Origin of the sequence: Collinsella sp. LCP19S3_C9 (genome assembly GCF_052121575.1) — a bacterium.
GTDB lineage: Bacteria > Actinomycetota > Coriobacteriia > Coriobacteriales > Coriobacteriaceae > Collinsella.
The window spans coordinates 40,338-57,244 of record NZ_JBQKDZ010000012.1 but is presented as its reverse complement, the minus strand read 5'-3'; the positions used below and the strand labels follow the sequence as shown (position 1 = coordinate 57,244).

Sequence of the window (16,907 nt, the reverse complement as noted above, 5' to 3'; positions counted from 1 at the left end):
CGCCAAGGAGGAGAACTAATGAAGCCCGCAGAGATTCGTGAGCTCTCGGACGCTCAGCTCGTTGAGAAGCTGAAGGAAATGCGCGCCGAGCTCTTTAACCTTCGTTTCCAGATGGCCACCAGCCAGCTGGACAACACCGCTCGCGTCAACACCGTGAAGAAGGACATCGCTCGCGTCCTCACGGAGCAGCGCGCCCGCGAGATCGCAGCGGAGAAGTCCGCTGTCGCCGAGTAGGACCTAAGGAGAGAACATGACTGATTCGCGTAACTCGCGTAAGGTCCGTACGGGTGTCGTTACCTCCGTCTCCGGTGCTAAGACCATCGTTGTCACCATCACCGAGCGCAAGCGTCACCCCAAGTACGGCAAGATGATGACCAGCTCCAAGAAGCTGCACGCTCACGACGAGGAGTGCACGGCTGGCGTGGGCGACACCGTCCGCGTTATGGAGACCCGTCCTATGTCCAAGATGAAGCGTTGGCGCCTCATCGAGGTCGTCGAGCGCGCTAAATAAGCAGTCGCTCTTACGACTTATACGTTTCCGAAGATGTGCGTATGCCTGGCTTGCATACCACGGGCCGCATAAAGGCTGCGCACCTCTCTTCGGTTCTTAGTTCGGAGGAACATCTACCATGATTCAGATGCAAACCATGCTGAACGTCGCCGACAACTCCGGCGCTCGCAAGATTCGCTGCATCAAGGTGCTTGGCGGTTCCAAGCGTCGTTATGCAGGCATCGGCGATGTGTTCATCGGTGCTGTCCAGGAGGCTACCCCTGGCGCCAACGTCAAGAAGAAGGACGTTGTCCGTTGCGTCGTCGTTCGCACCGTTAAGGAGATCCGCCGCAAGGATGGCTCCTACATTCGCTTTGATGATAACGCCTGCGTTGTCATCAACAACGATGGTTCGCCCGTCGGCACCCGTATCTTCGGGCCCGTCGCTCGCGAGCTTCGTGACAAGAAGTACATGAAGATCGTCTCGCTCGCTCCCGAGACCCTGTAGTTAGGGGAGATATATGTATATCAAGAAGGGCGATAAGGTCCAGGTTCTCTCTGGTAAGGATCGCGGCAAGCAGGGCGTTGTCCTGCGTGCTCTCCCTGCCGAGAACAAGGTCGTTGTCGAGGGCGTTTCGGTCGTCAAGAAGGCCGTCAAGCCCAACGCTGCCAACCAGCAGGGCGGCATCGTTTCGCAGGAGGCTCCTATCGATGCCTCCAACGTCAATCTCGTTTGCCCCGAGTGCGGTAAGGTTACCCGTGTCGGTCACGAGAAGGACGGCAAGAACAAGCTGCGCGTCTGCAAGAAGTGCGGCCACAAGTTCTAAGCTGCCCGCAACATCTAAGTTGCTAGCAAAGGCCCGGATGCCACGGCACTCGGGCCTTTTTCTATCCCTACTCATTGGGGACAGACTTAAATGAGTGGCTACTTCTGACATACTCATTGGGGACAGACTTAAATGAGTGGCTATACTCATTGGGGACAGACATAAATGACTAGTCGTTGGGGACGTTCTTAAACGGCTAGTTGATGGGGACAGTCTTGCCACGAAAGCGTCGTACGGGAAACGCCCCCAGGATTCGACAGCCTGGGACAGTCCCTATGTGCCGGCAGTTAGGGATGATCTTTTGATGTCTGATGCCCCTAGGGGGCAGAGTAAGACAGCCTGCTTTGCCTTTAGGGGTTTTGGTGTTCCGCCTTTTTCTGCATCATAACGATCGATGCATGCGTATTTACGCACAGAGTCTTGCGCGATAATGCGCATAGCCGCGCAAATATCTGCTAATTATGGTTTAATTATAACCGATAAACAAATAAACACGCAAATACAAGCAAATGCGCGCAAATTTGTGCGAATATAAGGCTGTTGGAAATGAAGAACTTCCGGTGACTCAGGAGGCACATGATGACAGATTCCAAACAGGCTCCGCTCGACGCCGAAGCAGCCGCTAAGGCGGCGTTTGCCTCGGTCCAAGATCAGCCGTTCCCTAACGACATCTTTACGGCTCCCGAGCTTCGTTGGGCTGTGATCGGCTGCGGCGTTATCGCCAACCAGATGGCCCAGTCTCTCGCCCTTGCCGGCCGCAAGCTTGCGGGCGTCGCCAACCGTACGCTTTCCAAGGCCCAGGCTTTTGCCGAGCAGTATGGCGTCGAGAAGGTGTACGAGACGGTTGAGGACCTCTACGCCGATCCCGACATCGACGCCGTTTATATCACCACGCCGCATAACACGCATATCACCTACCTGCGCGCCGCTCTGGCAGCAGGCAAGCACGTGCTTTGCGAAAAGGCCATCACCCTCAACTCCGCCGAGCTCGACGAAGCGCGTGCCATTGCCGACGAGCATAACGTGGTCCTTATGGACGCCACCACGGTGCTCCACATGCCCTTGTATCGGGAGCTGCGTCGCCGCATGGATGCCGGCGAGTTTGGCCGCATGAACCTCGCTCAGCTCAACTTTGGCAGCTACAAGGAATACGGCGACCTGACCAACCGTTTCTACAACCGTAGTCTCGCCGGCGGTGCCATGCTCGATATTGGCGTGTATGCCCTGTCCGTCATGCGCCTCTTTATGGCAAGCCAGCCTGTTGAGGTCGTTTCGCTCGGCAACACCTGTGAGACCGGCGTTGACGTTGCGGGCGGCATCGTCTGCCGTAATGCCGAGCAGCAGCTGGGCGTGGTGAGCCTTACACTTCACTCCAAGCAGCCCAAGCGCTCGGTCATCAGCTTTGACAAGTGCTATATCGAGGTCAACGAGTATCCCCGCGCCGATCACGCGACCATCGTGTGGACTGCGGACGGGCACCGTGAGGAGGTCCACACCGGCACCGAGGCTTACGCCCTGTGCTACGAGATGGCCGACCTGGAGAAGGCCGTTGCCGGCGATGATTCGAAGCGCGAGCTTCTGGATTACGCTTCTGATGTTATGGAGCTGATGACCAAGCTCCGCGCCGACTGGGGAGTCGTGTACCCCGAGGAGGAGTAAGCGATGCTTGCGGAGGATAGGCTCAACGCGATCGTGTCGATGGTCCAGCAGGCTGGCTCGGTTACTGTGCAAGAGCTTGCCGATACCCTGGGCGTAACGGCGTCTACCATTCGGCGCGACCTGCAGACGCTCGATCGAGCACACCGTATCGCCAAGGTCCACGGCGGAGCGACAAGTCTTGAGCGTGCGCACGTGACGCGCGACCTAACGCTCAATGAGCGCAGCGACCTCCATAACGACGATAAGGAGCGTATCTGCGCCCGTGCGGCGGCGCTGGTGGAGCCCGAGAGCTTTGTGTACATCGATTCGGGCTCGACGACGCTCAAGCTCATCGAGCATCTTCCACACCTTGAAGATGTCACCTATGTGACCGATTCTGTGCTCCATGCTCAGCACCTCGCTTTGCGCGGCATGCGTACCGTGGTGCTGGGCGGCGAGCTCAAGCCCGAGACCGAAGCACTCGTTGGCCCCGATGCCTTGGCAACCTTAGACCGCTACAACTTCAACTGTGGCTTTTGGGGTTCTAACGGCATTGCCGCCGAGCAGGGCTTCACGGCGCCCGATATCGAGGAAGCGCAGGTTAAGCGCATCTCGATGCGCCATACGGCTAAACGCTTTGTAATCTCGGACGCCAGTAAATTTGGCATGGTGGCGCCCGTCAAGTTCGCGGACTTTCGCGACGCAACGATTATTACCGCGGGCGAGGTGCCCGCCAAGTACCGGGCAATGGACAACGTCATCACGGTCTAGCGACGGGACAAAGCCAAAACCATCACAAAGGTGCCTGTCCCCATTGTGGTGGTTAGTAACGAAAACCGAGTAGTTTTCTCAATAGAAAAGCGGCAACGTCCATCACAGGCGTTGCCGCTTTCGTTGTCCGCCGGTTTGTCTAAGTCTGTAACAACTGGACCGTTAAAAGTGGGTTAGATGTTACAGATTGAGATACTTCCGAACCGCGCCATCCCTTTGTCTCAATCTGTAACATCTGGGACCGATTTTGCCGAGTTATTGTTACAGATCGAGATTTTCCCTTGAGGGGGATTTGAGTGTCTCGATCTGTAACAGATAGGCCGGAAAATGGGTTCTAACTGTTACAGATCGAGATGTTTTGGGGCCGCGGCTGAGCCATCGTGGCGGCTTGACGTTTGCCCAGATAAAACCTGCCAAAATAAACCTGTCCCTTTTTGGCAGGTTTTAGGGCTCCCAGGGGCAGGGGGCTTCGATGTGGATGCGCTCGCCGGTTACGGGATGGGTAAAGGATACGCTGTGGGCGTGGAGCATGAGGCCACAGGGGCGCGGCGTTCCGTACAGGTCGTCGCCAACCAGGGGATGATGTTCGCTTGCCAGGTGCACGCGGATCTGGTGTTTGCGGCCCGTGAGCAGCTCAACATCGATATACGAACGGGTGGGCAGGCCTCGGCGGCTCTTAAGGCGCTTGAGCACCTTGACGCGCGTCTGCGACGGCTTGCCGCTGGCGCCGACGCGCATCTTGCGGCTATCGTGGCGGTCGCGGGCGATGGGCTTGTCGATGAGCTTTTCGTTCCAGTCGATCTTGCCCTCGGCGAGCGCCAGATAGTGCTTTTCGAAGGCGTGGTCGATGACCATCTGGTCAAAGGCGGGCTGCGTCTGCTTGTCGAGCGAGAACAGCACCACGCCGGTAGTGTCGCGGTCCAAGCGGTTGAGCGGCTGCATGTCGGTCGCGGCAAAGCCGTCGCCCATCGCCAGCAAAAGGTCGCTGGCATAGTCGGTAAGCGTGCGCTCGCCGGTGCCGTCGCCGTGGACGATCATGCCGGCGGGCTTATCGATGGCCATGAGCCAGGCGTCGCAGTAGAGGACTTGAGGTTCTTCGTTCACGTGTAAGCCTTTCGGTTAGCTAATTCCCACAAACATGCAGCCCGAAGTGGCGCCGCGCAGGCGGGCGGCGGGCTTACGGCCGGCCTGCGCGGCCTCGACGGCGCGACGGACGCGTGCGACGGCGCGACCAATCTCATCGGCCTCGAGCAGGGTTCCGTCGACCATGAGACGGCGCACGCCGGCGTCGAGCAGCTGTGGAACCTGCGGTGTGAGGTCGATGGGGTAGGCGTCGTACAGGCGCGAGCGGCCGTGGATGTCGGTACGCACCGGCATGACCTTGCCGTCGATATTCTTGAGCGACAGCTTGCGGGCGCGCAGACGGCAGTTGGCACAATCGTGGATGCAGCCATTGGCCACCTGCAGGATGCAGTGCTCGCTCGTCATAACGCGCGGGCGGCCGAAAACGGTGATGCCCAGGGCCGCGGGCGCGGAGGTACCAAGCGAGATAATCTCGTCGAGCGTGATCTCGGGCGAGAGCCAAAACGCCCCGGCTCCGCGCTCGGCGAGTGCCTCCATGCAAGGCGTGTTGTGCACGGGCAGGCAAGAGCGAATCTCGGCCGTGGCACCAACCTGGGCGGCCAGGGCAAGCTCAGAGATGTTGCCAATAGCGACCGTGGCACCGGCAACGACCCACGGGTCGACGCGCGCGTGGTCGACGGCGCGGCAGACCTCATCGAGCACGGGGACAATACCCTGCTCAAACGCATCGGCGGGGGAGAGCTCGGCCGCATCGAGCGCGTCGGTGGTCATGTAGATGCGCGCGGCTCCCTCCGCGCGCGCTGCCTCGGCGGTGTCGAGCGAGGTGACGGTGGCACAGATCTGCGGCTCATCGCGGTAGTGCTCGGGCGCGGGGCGGGAATCGCTGGTGACAATCGCCGGAATCTCGAGCGTTTTCGCGCGCTCCTCGTAAGGCGCCAGAACGGCCTCCTCGAGCGCCTTGCAAGCGGCGGCGCGCACCTTGTGCACAGCGGAGAAGCCCATGCCACAGCCCTCATCGAGCGCCACATCAAAGCTCGCGGCCTCAAAGGGAGAGGAGCCCATGCGGCCCACATGCTCCACCAGATCGGACGCCTCGACGGCGCGGGTCTTGGCGGCCTCGACGGTAAAGCCGGTGGCGGTGGCGGTGAGCGTGGGGTCGTCGCAGCAGGTGAGCGTGACGGTAAACGGCTCGCCCAGACGCGCCGCAACGGACACGTCTACGGCGCGGCGGCGTAGCACGTCGCGCTTGAGCGCGGCGCCGGCAGCGTCAATGGCGCGCTGGCTGCGAATCACACGCACGCGGCAGCCCCCGGGCATGCTGCGGGGCACGCGGCACTCGATGATGTCGCCGGCGGCGGCATCATCGGCGGCGATGGTGGTCAGGAACTGATCGAACTCGTCGTCGTGACGAAGCTCCAACAGGTCGCCCTTGCCCACGGGCTCAAACAGCTCAATGCGGGCGATGGCGGCGCGGCGACGACGGTCGTCGGGTTTGAGCCCGCGCACGTCGCGGTTGGCCATACGGCTGCCCAGCACCGTGCCCACAATCTGGCCGCGGTTGTTGGAGCGCTCGTAGCTCATCATCTCGTCGCCCGAGGTGCCGTCCTGATAGGCGTGCGTAAAGTCGCGGTTAAAGCAGCGCTTGAGTTGGCGCTGGCGAGCGGCGTCCTCGTCCTTATCTACGACGGCCCCGGCCAGCATGTCATCGATCTGATGACGATACACATCGACGATGGAGTACACGTAATCGGGCGCCTTCATGCGGCCCTCGAGCTTGAGCGATGCGGCGCCGGCGTCATACAGGCGGCGAACAAGCTGTGAAGTGTTGGTGTCACGCGGGCATAGCGCGCGCTCGCGACCGGCAGGGGAGAGCGTGCGGCCGTTCTCGTCGATCAGCTCGTAGGGCAGACGGCAGGGCTGAGCGCACATGCCGCGGTTGGCCGAGCGGCCCGCCATGGCAAAGCTCGACAGCAGGCACAGGCCCGAGTAGCAAAAGCAGATGGCGCCGTGGCTAAAGACCTCCAGGTCAACGTCGGGCGCGGCGTCGTGGATGGCGGCGATCTCGTCGATGGAAAGCTCGCGCGAGAGGGTCACGCGGTCGGCGCCCTGCTCGCGGCACCAGATGGTTCCACGGTCATCGTGGATGTTCGCCTGGGTCGAGATATGGGTCTCGATGCCGGGCATGGTGCGCTTGACCTCAAAGAACAGGCCCCAGTCCTGGATAATGAAGGCATCGGCGCCCAGCGTGGAGCAACGGTGGATGAGCTGCAGCGCATCGCTCATCTCGGACTGCTTGATGACGATGTTGACCGTGACGTAGACGCGCGAGCCGGCCAGGTGCGCAGCGCGGCAGGCCTGCTCAAAGGCCTCATCGGTAAAGTTGGTGGCCTTGCGGCGGGCGTTGAAGCTGCCCATGCCGCAGTAGATGGCGTCTGCCCCGGCGGCGAGCGCGGCGGCAAAGGGCTCCGGGCCTCCGGCGGGGGCCAGAAGCTCGGGCCTGCGGTTGGTGGTTCGGCTGGCGGTTGCGGTCATATCCTGCCTTTCAAAATGCTCAGATACTCGAAAGTATAGTGGCACCGTCGCGAAGGGCGATGCCCGCAGCCTAAGCAGGACAAAGTCTTCAGTAGCCTGGGCTGGCTGACCCCGTGGAGAACCGTTCAGCGGTTCGGGGAAACCGTTGGGCGATAAAATATTCTCGCATTCTGATAATTATCTTGCAGCGGGCGAAATCATCCCCTACTATCCCAATCAAGCGCGGTGTTCAGACCGAACTGTGCCTCCCGGTGCGAACGCCGCGCTCACGCTCTCTATTTGATCGTAAGGAGAAAAACATGAGCAAGACCGTCGTGTCTTCCGATAACGCGCCCGCAGCCATCGGCCCGTATTCCCCCGGTATCCAGACCGGCAACATGGTGTTCCTGTCCGGCCAGCTGGGCATCGATCCCGCGACCGGCAAGCTGCCCGAGGGCATCGAGGCCCAGGCCAAGCAGTCCCTCGCCAACGTCGAGGCCCTGCTGACCGCTGCCGGCGCTACGTTTGCCGATGTCGTCAAGACCACGGTCTACCTGGCTGACATCGCCGACTTTGCCGCCGTGAACGAGATTTATGCCTCCAAGTTTGAGGCCCCGTACCCCGCGCGCAGCGCTTTCCAGGTTGCCGCTCTTCCGGCTGGCGGTCTGGTCGAGATCGAGGTCGTCGCCGCTCTCTAAGGCGTTGGCAACAACTAAACATGACATGCAAAAAGACCCTGCAGCGCGTGTGAGCTGCAGGGTTCTTTTATCACGTGACGGATCGCTTGCGGAGCCACCAAGGGCAGTCTTTTTGGGACGGGGCCATTTTAGCTACCCCTATATGCAGGATTGCTTTTACTTGCGGCTCATCGAAATCGTGGGCAGAGGGAGGGTAGCTAAAATAGCCCCGTCCCAAAAAGACTGCCCGCGCTCCATTTTGCTCGTTAGCCTTCCTTGCGAACTTTTTGCAGGTAGCGGTAGACGCTGGGCTCCGAGATGCCCAGTGCGGTGGCAGCGCAGGCAACAGCGCCCTTGAGCATAAATACGCCGTTGCCGTTAAGGTGGCGAATAACGTCCACGCGATCGGCCTGCCCAAGCGAGGCGACATCCTGGCCGCGGCTTTCGAGCAATTCGGAAATGCTGTGGTCGATGAGCTCCTGTGTAGACTCCGAAAGAATTTCGACCTCGATAGACGCGGGCTCCGCCTGCCTTGGCGCAGCGTCGAAGCAGGCCATGAGCTGCTGAGCCATGGCGTTGATGGAGCGTACCGTGGAAAGATCGGTGTTGACGCAGAGCATGCCGACGATCTCGTTATCCTCGCGAATAAAGTACGTTGCGGATTCCAACGTCTTGCCACCGGCACCGCGCCCCTCGTAGCCCGTAATAAACGGCAGGTCGCGATACTTGGGATCGTGCATGATCTTGAGTGCCAGATCGGTGGCGGGACCGCCGACCTTGCGGCCGCTCACGATGCCGTTGCGGATATCGACGATGGCGTGGTCGGGATCCGAGAAATCGTGCAGCACGATTTCGCTGTTTTTGCCGAGTATCTGCTCCAGGAAATCGACCATCGGCAAAAAGCGACGTACAGTCTCGTTCACGGGCAACTCCTTTGGATGAAATCGGAAGTTTCATAACAATTTTTTCTCATGGTAACACGGTGTCTATTGACTCGTATATTCGCAGGTACCTTGCGTAATACAGACGAACGGTAGGATTTTGGCGGTAAGCGGTCGACCAAAAGAAAAGTTAGATGTTATTTTGACCAGACACTTTCCTGACCTGCGGAAATGCGTTGTCTCAGCTGAAAAATGGTCTGATAACAAAAAATTATTATTGAGAATGAGAAAGAGCACCGACATCATTCAGGTGGCGCTCATTCTTTCGGCAATCGACACGGCCCTTCAGGCCTTCGCTCCCTTCCGTCGCATCGGCGGCGGCCTGCCCATCGTCATGGGCGTCTCGTTCGCGTTCCTGCCGGCCCTGCAGGCTATGGGTGCCTCGGGCTTTAGCTTTGGTGCGCTGCTGGGCGGCGAGATTGTCGGCGGTGCCGTCGCGGTCCTCTTTGGTCTTGCCCGAGAGCAAGAAGTAACCAATTTGGTGCTATTCGTCGGCGGACGTATCGCCTCGTCCGCCGACGTCATGCGGCGCCAAGCCGCACTTCAAAGGGTTTGCCCCGTGGGTAAAATAAGGCTGACGGCAGCCCAAGTGGTGAAGAGCTGGGCAGCGCCGTTGCTTAGATTAGGGGGTCGATGCCTTAACCGCGTCGACCCCTCTTTTTATGCTTCGAGCACTGCTTGAGTGCCTCGGAAAGTCCGATGAGCGCCGTGAGGAGCGAGACCAGAGCGGTCAGGAGCTTCCGGAACGGTTCACGTGCGGTGGCGTGCCGCCCCTTCTGCGTGCGCGATTGTCGAATTACGTTATAGCTAGCTATATTATAGGAAGACATAATATAGCTAGCTATAACGTAAAGGAAGCTGAGGGTCCGTCCTGTGTTGTTGGGGACGGGGCTTTGCCCGATCGCGTGGTCTTTAGCATTTGCGGTTGAGTGCTCCGTGGATGTTGAGTGGTGGCTGGAGTAGAGCGACGAGTTGAGCGAACGCAGGAGCGGGCTCCGAGGCTCCATTACTGAAAATTCATTTGTTAAACCTGGCAACCGTGGGTAGAATAAAGTCGACGGCAGCCCAAGGGTGATAGCTGGGCAGCGCCGTTGCTTTGATCAAGGGGTCAATGCCTTAACGGCGTCGACCCCTCTTTTTGTGCTTCGAACGCTGCTTGAGTGCCTCGGTAAGTCCGATAAGCGCCGTGAGGAGCGAGACCAAAGAGGTCAGGAGCTTCACGAAATCAATCAGATCGGTGATGGGCATCACCTCCCGTCGCATGGAGGGCGCTGCCCGGCACATGGAACTGCCGTCAACAATAACCAGTCTATCAAACTGCAGTCATAAATACGAATATATGTTCGCTCATAACAGCGACGTGGCCATCTCAAAGCGCGGCTTTACGCAAGGGTGCCGGGTGGCCGCGCTGGGCGCTTTCATGTCCGCACGAGCGCCTATCCTTACGGCAATGTAGCCGCCTATGTAGCAAGCGGCAGGCAACGGAGAGAGGCCATAACCGTGTCAGCTGAAAAGATGCCGGGTATCTCGGCTATCGATACGACGAACTTTGCGCGCCAGATCGTGCTGGACTTTGAGTTTGCGCCGGTGCCAAAGCAGCGCCAGCGCCGTGGACTGCGCAACGAGATTATCGAGGTCGGCGCCGTTAAGCTCGATTACCACGGCAACGTTATGGGCGAGTTCTCGCAGTTTGTGCAGACGGAATTTACCGAAGGCGTTGCGTTTCCCGTCCGCGAGCTTACGGGGATATCGGCTGTGGACACCGCGATGGCCGATCCGCTCTACATGGTGATCAAAAGGCTCGGCGATTGGATCGGCCGCTACTCCGCCCAGATAGTTTGCTGGAGCGGGACGGACCGTCGACAGCTTTTGACCGAGTGCCAGGCAAAGCACATCGACCTTTCCGCATTTCCTACGGACTGGGCCGACCTGCAGGCGTTTTACACCTCGATCATGGATGTGGGCAGCCATGGGCGCGTTTCGTTGGGCGACGCGGCGATGTGGTTTGGCATTGAGTTCGACGAGTCGACGGGCCACGCCCACAGCGCCCTTGCCGATGCGCGCGTGACCGCCAAGCTGCTCAAGCAGGTGATGGACGGGGACTACCACGTGAGCCCGCGCGCCCAGGAAGTCCGCCAGCGGTGGGGGATGGGCGAGCGAGCCGAGACGTGCCTTTCTAGCAAGTGCCCCGAGCTGGGCGACCTGCTGCTGAAGCTGAAGGCGGAGGGGAGGTAGGGGCGTTGTCGGTCCTCGCAACCGAAGCCCATCTGATTAATTGTCCTCATGCGAAAAAGCTATAAGTCAATGGCCCTGGGAATGACCTCTGATTTAAGTCGCCGGGGCTCATTTTATATTGATATGAGATTGTAGCGATTCATATGCGTGCGATGCATTTCGTTGAGTCGGATATCCCTTCTGATATCTAGGCACGCAAACGCACGCTTGTCGATTTAATGCCAATATCGCCAGGTTTTCCGCGTAAGCTAGTAACATATTGTGCTGGCCGAGATAGATGACTGCGCGGATGGTGTCAAATGGGTTCTGATCTCAATACCTTATCGGTTGTAGATAAGGCAGAGGCCCTTTTTGGATACTTGGAAGAGTTCTCCAAGATTAGGATGAAGATCGTTCGCAACGTAAGAGATTACGCTTCGGACTGCATTGATTTGGAGAGCTTGCCAACAGATAACGGATGGATCGAGGTGCGATTTCGCGATTCCGCTAATAACGATGGTCCGATTTTGAGTGTCGCTAAACCGGAGTTCAAAACGTGCCCGCAGCCTCCGGATGAGATCGCGCCGTGGATTGCAAGCGGATGGGAAAGCTATAAGAACCAGATAGGGTTCAAGTTTCCACCCGAGGAGCTTGCGGAGGCAAATGAAGAAGCGCCTCAAGATCTATTTATGTCCGATCCCGCTAGAGCTCAACTGCTTGAGGAATGGGGCGGCGAGCGAGACAAATGGGTCACATACCAAACTAAGGCGACAGAAGCCTCTGGGGTGTATGAGCGCCTGTTTAAAATGAAAGAAAAACTCAAGAGCGACCCCGATAAACTCGAGGTTGTTGCCGCATCGATGAACGTTCGGCTTTCCGAAGACAAGAGGGTGGATCACCCAGTCTTTACGCGGAACATGAGGATTCAGCTCGATGCGGAAAAGGGAATCATTTCCGTTGAAGACGTCGATTCCGACACGTTGATTCAAAAGGACCTGCTGTCTCAGTCTCAGAATCTGACGATGAGCAAGATTAGTGAGGCGGAACAGAGGCTCGACGAGGAAGAAGTGCATCCGCTTGATCGTGATGCAATTGCCCGTGAAGCCAAACTGCTCGTGAATCAGCTATCGCCCAAGTCTCGTTATTTTGACCGCGCTGATGCTGCGCGAGACCAAGAAGCCGATATAGACGTTCGACCCGGTTTCTATTTAATCTTTAGGCAGCGCCCTGATGGAACCGCGGGCGCTATCGGCAGAATTGTAAAAACGATTGATGAGACTCAGCGCGTCCCTGCGTTCTTAAACGGCCTTCTTGGCGAGTTTACGCACGATGAAACCACTCCGGTCCTTGAGGATTTATCGGACGGGTCTACGGTTTCTCGGCGCTTGGCGGAGGCAAACGGAGAAGACGACGAGATTCTATTGGCGAAACCTGCCAACCGTGCGCAGTTAGAGATTGCCAAGCGAATCGAGCAAGATGACGCCGTTCTCGTTCAGGGCCCTCCGGGTACCGGTAAAACCCATACGATTGCAAACCTGATGGGAAGCTTTTTGGCACAAGGCAAAAGGGTGCTTGTAACGAGCTATACCTCAAAGGCTTTGACGGTTCTTGCCGACAAGATGCCTCCTGAGCTCAGAAGCCTTTGTGTGTCTTCGCTGGCATCTAACGGCAAGGACGCTCGTGATTCGGTAGAAGCAATCGTCAACCATCTCGGCGAGCATTCGATAAGTGAACTGAATAAATCCGTGCAGGAATTATCTTGTCAGCGAGAAGAGATACTGGTTGATCTTGCAAAGGCGCGCAAATCCGCCTTTGTTGAACGAGAGGCCGAGAACAAACAGTTTGATCTGGGGAATGAAACCCTCACTCCGCATGATGCCGCGCAATTTGTTGCGAAGAATAAGGAAGAGCTGGACGACATTATTCCCGGCCAGGTGAAGCTGTTAGCGCAGCTTGATATTTCGATTGTCGAGGAGCTTTACCAAAGCAACGGCATTGCCTCTGCAGAAGATGAGGCAGAGGCGATCTGTCTACAGGATGTCGACTGGATGGCTTTGCTCCCCAAGCCAGACGTCTATGCACAGGAGTTTGAGAAATATAACCAAGCCAGTTCTTTGGCGGACGAGCTGATTCGTCGCCACGGTTGGGAACTATGCGACGATGGGGGAACGGTGGAGATTGGATCGGCTGTTCTTCCCGTTTTGGACGATGAGTCCGAAGCATTCGGCACGGTGAAGAACCTCGTAATGCACGGAGCTCTGAGCGAGGAGTGGCAGCGAGGGGTCGCTGCGAGATCCTTGAGGGGCGAGGGCGAGAAAACGATCTGGTATCGTCTCTGCGATGAGGTTCAGTTGCTTGAACAGCAGGCTTCGTCATATCGAAGCAAGTGGTTTCCGAGGCAGGTTGCGCTTGGTGACAACGGCGATTATCAACAACTGCGCGCGCTTGTAAGCGGGTACAAAGAGTACCTAGCTAAAACGGGCCTGCGAAAGTTGCTTTCTTCGGTCAAGAGCTTGCCCGATGGTGTGGCGGTCAACGGGGCACAGGCGGCTTCGCCCGAGGACTGCGATGCCATCCTGGATTACATAGAGCTTATGGACAAGCGACACGCTTGCGCCATTCAATGGGATGCGCTTATGGGAACCGTTGGCGTGAGCTGCTTTGCAGAGTTGGATAGCAGTGAGCCCGAGCACGTGGCATTTCGATATGTTGAGGGTATTAAGGCGGCCCTTGCGTGGAAAGCCGAGTGCATTGACAAGCTGTTTGACGCATTGGACTCAAACGGTATCTCTCATGAAGCGTTCTTTGACTGCCCTTCCATGATTTCCGAAAAGGAGGTCGTGGCCAAAACCTTGCAAGCACTGGAAACGGATCTCACGGATTACCTTAAGTTGTGTGTCGCACTCAAAAAAATAAGGGCGATTAAGGCATGGGCAGAGGACGTTTTGAAGAGAATCGAAGACGCTTCGGCCAAGCACTGTGAGACCGCTGTCGCATTGAGCGACTGCATCGTGCAGCTTCGCCCAGCTGGGGATTTCGGCGAAGCGGTTGACCCCGAACTCGGCTTGGTGCAAACATACCGCGATCAGTACAATCGTCTACAGTGGCTGTGCGAAATAAGGGCGGCAGTTAAGTGCCGACATGAGCAACTGAATCAGTTGTCGCAAATTGCTCCGGGATGGGCACAAGCCGTTCGTGAGCGCGAGGGCGTTCACGGGGCTACGAGCGTTCCGCGGGATATCGAACGAGCATGGAAATACAAGCAGTGCCAGGCAATTGTTGAGTATGCCGATCGTGCAAACTCTTCCAATCCCCAGAAGGAAATTTCTGAGCTGGGCAAACGCTATCGTGACATAACGGCAAAATTGGCAGGCATGATGGCGTGGCTCAAGATTCACAAGGACCTTGAGAGCAATACAGAGCTCAAGGTCGCGCTGAACGGCTGGAAGCAGACGGTCGCGCGAATTGGCAAGGGAACGGGCAAGAATGCATCGCGGCATCGCTCGAAGGCCCGTGCTCTCATGGCGAAATGTCAGCGGGCTGTGCCGGCATGGATTATGCCGATTGGCCAAGCGCTTGACTCTTTTGACCCCGCCAACAATCTGTTTGATATCGTAATCATCGACGAGGCAAGCCAGGCCGACATGACCGCCCTGGCTATTACATATCTTGCAAAAAAGGTAATTGTTGTTGGTGATGACAAACAGGTAAGCCCTCTTTCTGTCGGTGCAAAGGAATCCACTGCCGAAGGATTGGCTGCTTCATATATCGAGGGAAAGGGAATTCCCAACGCCCATCTGTATCGAGCAAGATACTCGCTTTACGAAATTGCCCAGCAGGGCTTTTCGCCCATCATGCTTACCGAGCACTTTAGGTGCGTGCCGGATATCATCGGCTTTAGCAATGGGCTATCGTACGGTGGAAAAATCAAGGCGCTGAGAGACGCCGATGCGGGTGGATTGATGCCGGCGTTGGTTCCCTTTCGCGTCAAAAGCGGCATGCGCTCGGGCAAGGCGAAGATTAACCAGCAAGAGGCCAAAGCCGCAGTTGCGATTATCCGTGCCTGTCTTGAGCAGCCAGAATATGAGAACAAGACATTTGGCGTTTTGTCCTTGCTGGGAGAAGAGCAGGCTGACTTGATTCGAAACGAACTGCTTAAAGAGATGGATCCCGCTGAGTTTGAAAAACATGAGATTATTTGCGGCAACGCTGCGGGTTTCCAGGGCGATGAACGCGATGTCATGATTCTAAGCATGGTTGACAGCAACGAATCCGAGACTCCCTTGCGCTTTATGGGGACGGGCTCGGATGACGCATACAAGAAGCGCTACAACGTTGCTGCGAGCCGCGCGAAAGACCAGATGTGGCTTGTATATTCGCTTGATCCAGTTCGTGATTTAAAGAGTGGCGACCTGCGTAGGCAGCTAATTGAGTACATGCTCGACCCGCATACGTTTGACACTCAGATTGAGGAGACGCAAGAAAAAGCCGAGTCTGATTTTGAGTTGCAGGTGTGCACTGAGCTTTCCAAGCGCGGTTATCAATATGAGCAGCAAAAGGAAGTCGGAAGCTACCGCATTGATATTGTCGTGCAAAGCGACCATCACAACGTTGCTATCGAATGCGACGGCGATCGTTGGCATTCAACCGAGGGGCAAATTATCGCGGACATGGAGCGACAGACGATTCTGGAACGTGTGGGATGGGATTTCATCCGTATTCGAGGTAGTGAATTCTACAGCGATCGGGATGCAACGATGGATCGAGTTGTAGCCGAACTCGCTATTTACGACATTAAGCCAGGCCAGCAGCTCCCCACGGTTGCCCGTGACACCAGCGAACTTCTCGAGCGAGTGCTCGAGGCGGTTCGTGACAATTTCGATGACGAAGTGGACGAGAACACACTCGAGTCCACGCTTGCTCGAGATTCGGCCATCGCAGCCGCTCTTCAAGAACAGGAGCCGCCGCGCGAGCCGGATATGCTATCGAAAGATGATGGCGCTAAGGAAGCGTATGCCAAGGCGGATGACTTTGCTGTTGCGGCTGGCTGCTCGGATGTGATCGAGAATGACGACGCAAGCGGCCAGTGCGAGCAGGTGGATGAACAACGTGGACAGACAATAACTGAGGATTCGCGTCAGGAGATGCTTCTGCTCGCACTCGAACGGGCAGGGCATCGGTTCTATGAAACCGAGCAGGCGGACGTCTTTTGGGTGCTTGGGGACTTATCAATGCGGGCGTCAATAAAGGACATCTGTTCTTCGTTTGATTACAGTTGCGTTTACAACTTTGGGGACACCGGCGCGAACACTGGTCTTTCCGGATGGATTTTGTACCCTAAGGGTAAGCGGGCTAGCATTGCACATGCGCTGCAATCAGAAGCGCTTACGCTGCAATCAGAAGCACTTAAATGGCATAAAGGAAACGGTTGCGGGGATGCTTTGCTTGCTGAGCTGAACTCTCTGGGCCTCACCTGTATTGATAAGCGAAGCAAACACGGTGCGCTATGGGTCATTGACGATCCGGTGTTTAAGGAAAAGCGCCTCGGCATCGAGGCAAAATATAAAGTGAGGTTCAAATACAGCAAACAAGGGTCAAGGTCGACATCGTCCCGACCTGCGTGGTACACAAAATAACGAAGCATTCACGAAGTACATGAACGGTGTCTATTAATTGCACAACAAATAATTGAGGTCGTAGAGATAACCCGCTTGCCGAAAATGTCCTGACGCTCTTCTATAGTTGGGAGACAATG

General features: G+C 57.1%; 14 protein-coding genes. 10 read left to right on the top strand and 4 right to left on the bottom strand.

Annotated features, from left to right (window positions below):
- The first annotated feature begins 18 nt into the window (after positions 1 to 18).
- The 6 genes from rpmC to ACTQXI_RS06815 all read left to right on the top strand — a co-directional run bounded on the left by rpmC (position 19) and on the right by ACTQXI_RS06815 (position 3,726).
- Complete coding sequence (gene rpmC, locus ACTQXI_RS06840; protein WP_006235039.1) at positions 19 to 234, top strand: 50S ribosomal protein L29; 216 nt, start codon at positions 19 to 21, stop codon at positions 232 to 234.
- A 16-nt stretch (positions 235 to 250) separates the two neighbouring features.
- Entirely contained in the window at positions 251 to 511 is a 261-nt protein-coding gene (gene rpsQ / locus ACTQXI_RS06835) for a 30S ribosomal protein S17 (RefSeq protein WP_006235040.1), read from the top strand.
- A 118-nt stretch (positions 512 to 629) separates the two neighbouring features.
- Positions 630 to 998 carry a 50S ribosomal protein L14 gene (gene rplN / locus ACTQXI_RS06830; protein WP_117734331.1) on the top strand — a complete coding sequence of 123 codons (369 nt, stop codon included), beginning with the start codon at positions 630 to 632 and terminating at the stop codon, positions 996 to 998.
- 13 nt (positions 999 to 1,011) lie between these two features.
- On the top strand, positions 1,012 to 1,317 hold the full coding sequence (rplX, locus tag ACTQXI_RS06825) for a 50S ribosomal protein L24 (protein ID WP_006235043.1): 306 nt from the start codon (positions 1,012 to 1,014) through the stop codon (positions 1,315 to 1,317).
- Between the two features lie 579 nt (positions 1,318 to 1,896).
- The gene (locus ACTQXI_RS06820; RefSeq protein WP_441548446.1) at positions 1,897 to 2,976 is read left to right on the top strand and encodes a Gfo/Idh/MocA family protein; all 1,080 of its coding nucleotides are present in this window, start codon (positions 1,897 to 1,899) and stop codon (positions 2,974 to 2,976) included.
- A 3-nt stretch (positions 2,977 to 2,979) separates the two neighbouring features.
- A complete protein-coding gene (locus ACTQXI_RS06815) occupies positions 2,980 to 3,726 on the top strand; it encodes a DeoR/GlpR family DNA-binding transcription regulator (protein ID WP_427717633.1) in 747 nt (248 codons plus the stop codon).
- A gap of 444 nt (positions 3,727 to 4,170) precedes the next feature.
- On the opposite strand, the gene ACTQXI_RS06810 is transcribed toward ACTQXI_RS06815, so the two are convergent.
- Both ACTQXI_RS06810 and ACTQXI_RS06805 read right to left on the bottom strand, forming a co-directional pair.
- Positions 4,171 to 4,830, bottom strand: a complete 660-nt coding sequence (locus tag ACTQXI_RS06810) for an RluA family pseudouridine synthase (protein WP_441548445.1) — start codon at positions 4,828 to 4,830, stop codon at positions 4,171 to 4,173.
- Positions 4,831 to 4,845: 15 nt separating this feature from the next.
- A complete protein-coding gene (locus tag ACTQXI_RS06805; RefSeq protein ID WP_441548444.1) occupies positions 4,846 to 7,341 on the bottom strand; it encodes a DUF3656 domain-containing U32 family peptidase in 2,496 nt (831 codons plus the stop codon).
- Between the two features lie 299 nt (positions 7,342 to 7,640).
- Here ACTQXI_RS06805 and ACTQXI_RS06800 point away from each other — a divergent pair, with 299 nt between their 5' ends.
- On the top strand, positions 7,641 to 8,018 hold the full coding sequence (locus ACTQXI_RS06800; protein WP_441548443.1) for a RidA family protein: 378 nt from the start codon (positions 7,641 to 7,643) through the stop codon (positions 8,016 to 8,018).
- A 245-nt stretch (positions 8,019 to 8,263) separates the two neighbouring features.
- On the opposite strand, the gene ACTQXI_RS06795 is transcribed toward ACTQXI_RS06800, so the two are convergent.
- Positions 8,264 to 8,920: a helix-turn-helix transcriptional regulator gene (locus tag ACTQXI_RS06795; RefSeq protein ID WP_427717642.1), complete on the bottom strand. Its 657-nt coding sequence runs from the start codon at positions 8,918 to 8,920 to the stop codon at positions 8,264 to 8,266.
- 241 nt (positions 8,921 to 9,161) lie between these two features.
- Between ACTQXI_RS06795 and ACTQXI_RS06790 the strand changes: the two genes are divergently transcribed.
- Complete coding sequence (locus ACTQXI_RS06790) at positions 9,162 to 9,620, top strand: solute carrier family 23 protein (protein ID WP_441548442.1); 459 nt, start codon at positions 9,162 to 9,164, stop codon at positions 9,618 to 9,620.
- 434 nt (positions 9,621 to 10,054) lie between these two features.
- Here ACTQXI_RS06790 and ACTQXI_RS06785 read toward each other — a convergent pair whose 3' ends face one another.
- Positions 10,055 to 10,201: a hypothetical protein gene (locus ACTQXI_RS06785; RefSeq protein ID WP_441548441.1), complete on the bottom strand. Its 147-nt coding sequence runs from the start codon at positions 10,199 to 10,201 to the stop codon at positions 10,055 to 10,057.
- A gap of 237 nt (positions 10,202 to 10,438) precedes the next feature.
- On the opposite strand from ACTQXI_RS06785, the gene ACTQXI_RS06780 reads away from it, so the two are divergent.
- Positions 10,439 to 11,173 carry an exonuclease domain-containing protein gene (locus tag ACTQXI_RS06780; protein WP_441548440.1) on the top strand — a complete coding sequence of 245 codons (735 nt, stop codon included), beginning with the start codon at positions 10,439 to 10,441 and terminating at the stop codon, positions 11,171 to 11,173.
- 383 nt (positions 11,174 to 11,556) lie between these two features.
- Positions 11,557 to 16,788 carry an AAA domain-containing protein gene (locus ACTQXI_RS06775; protein WP_441548439.1) on the top strand — a complete coding sequence of 1,744 codons (5,232 nt, stop codon included), beginning with the start codon at positions 11,557 to 11,559 and terminating at the stop codon, positions 16,786 to 16,788.
- The last annotated feature ends 119 nt before the right edge of the window (positions 16,789 to 16,907 follow it).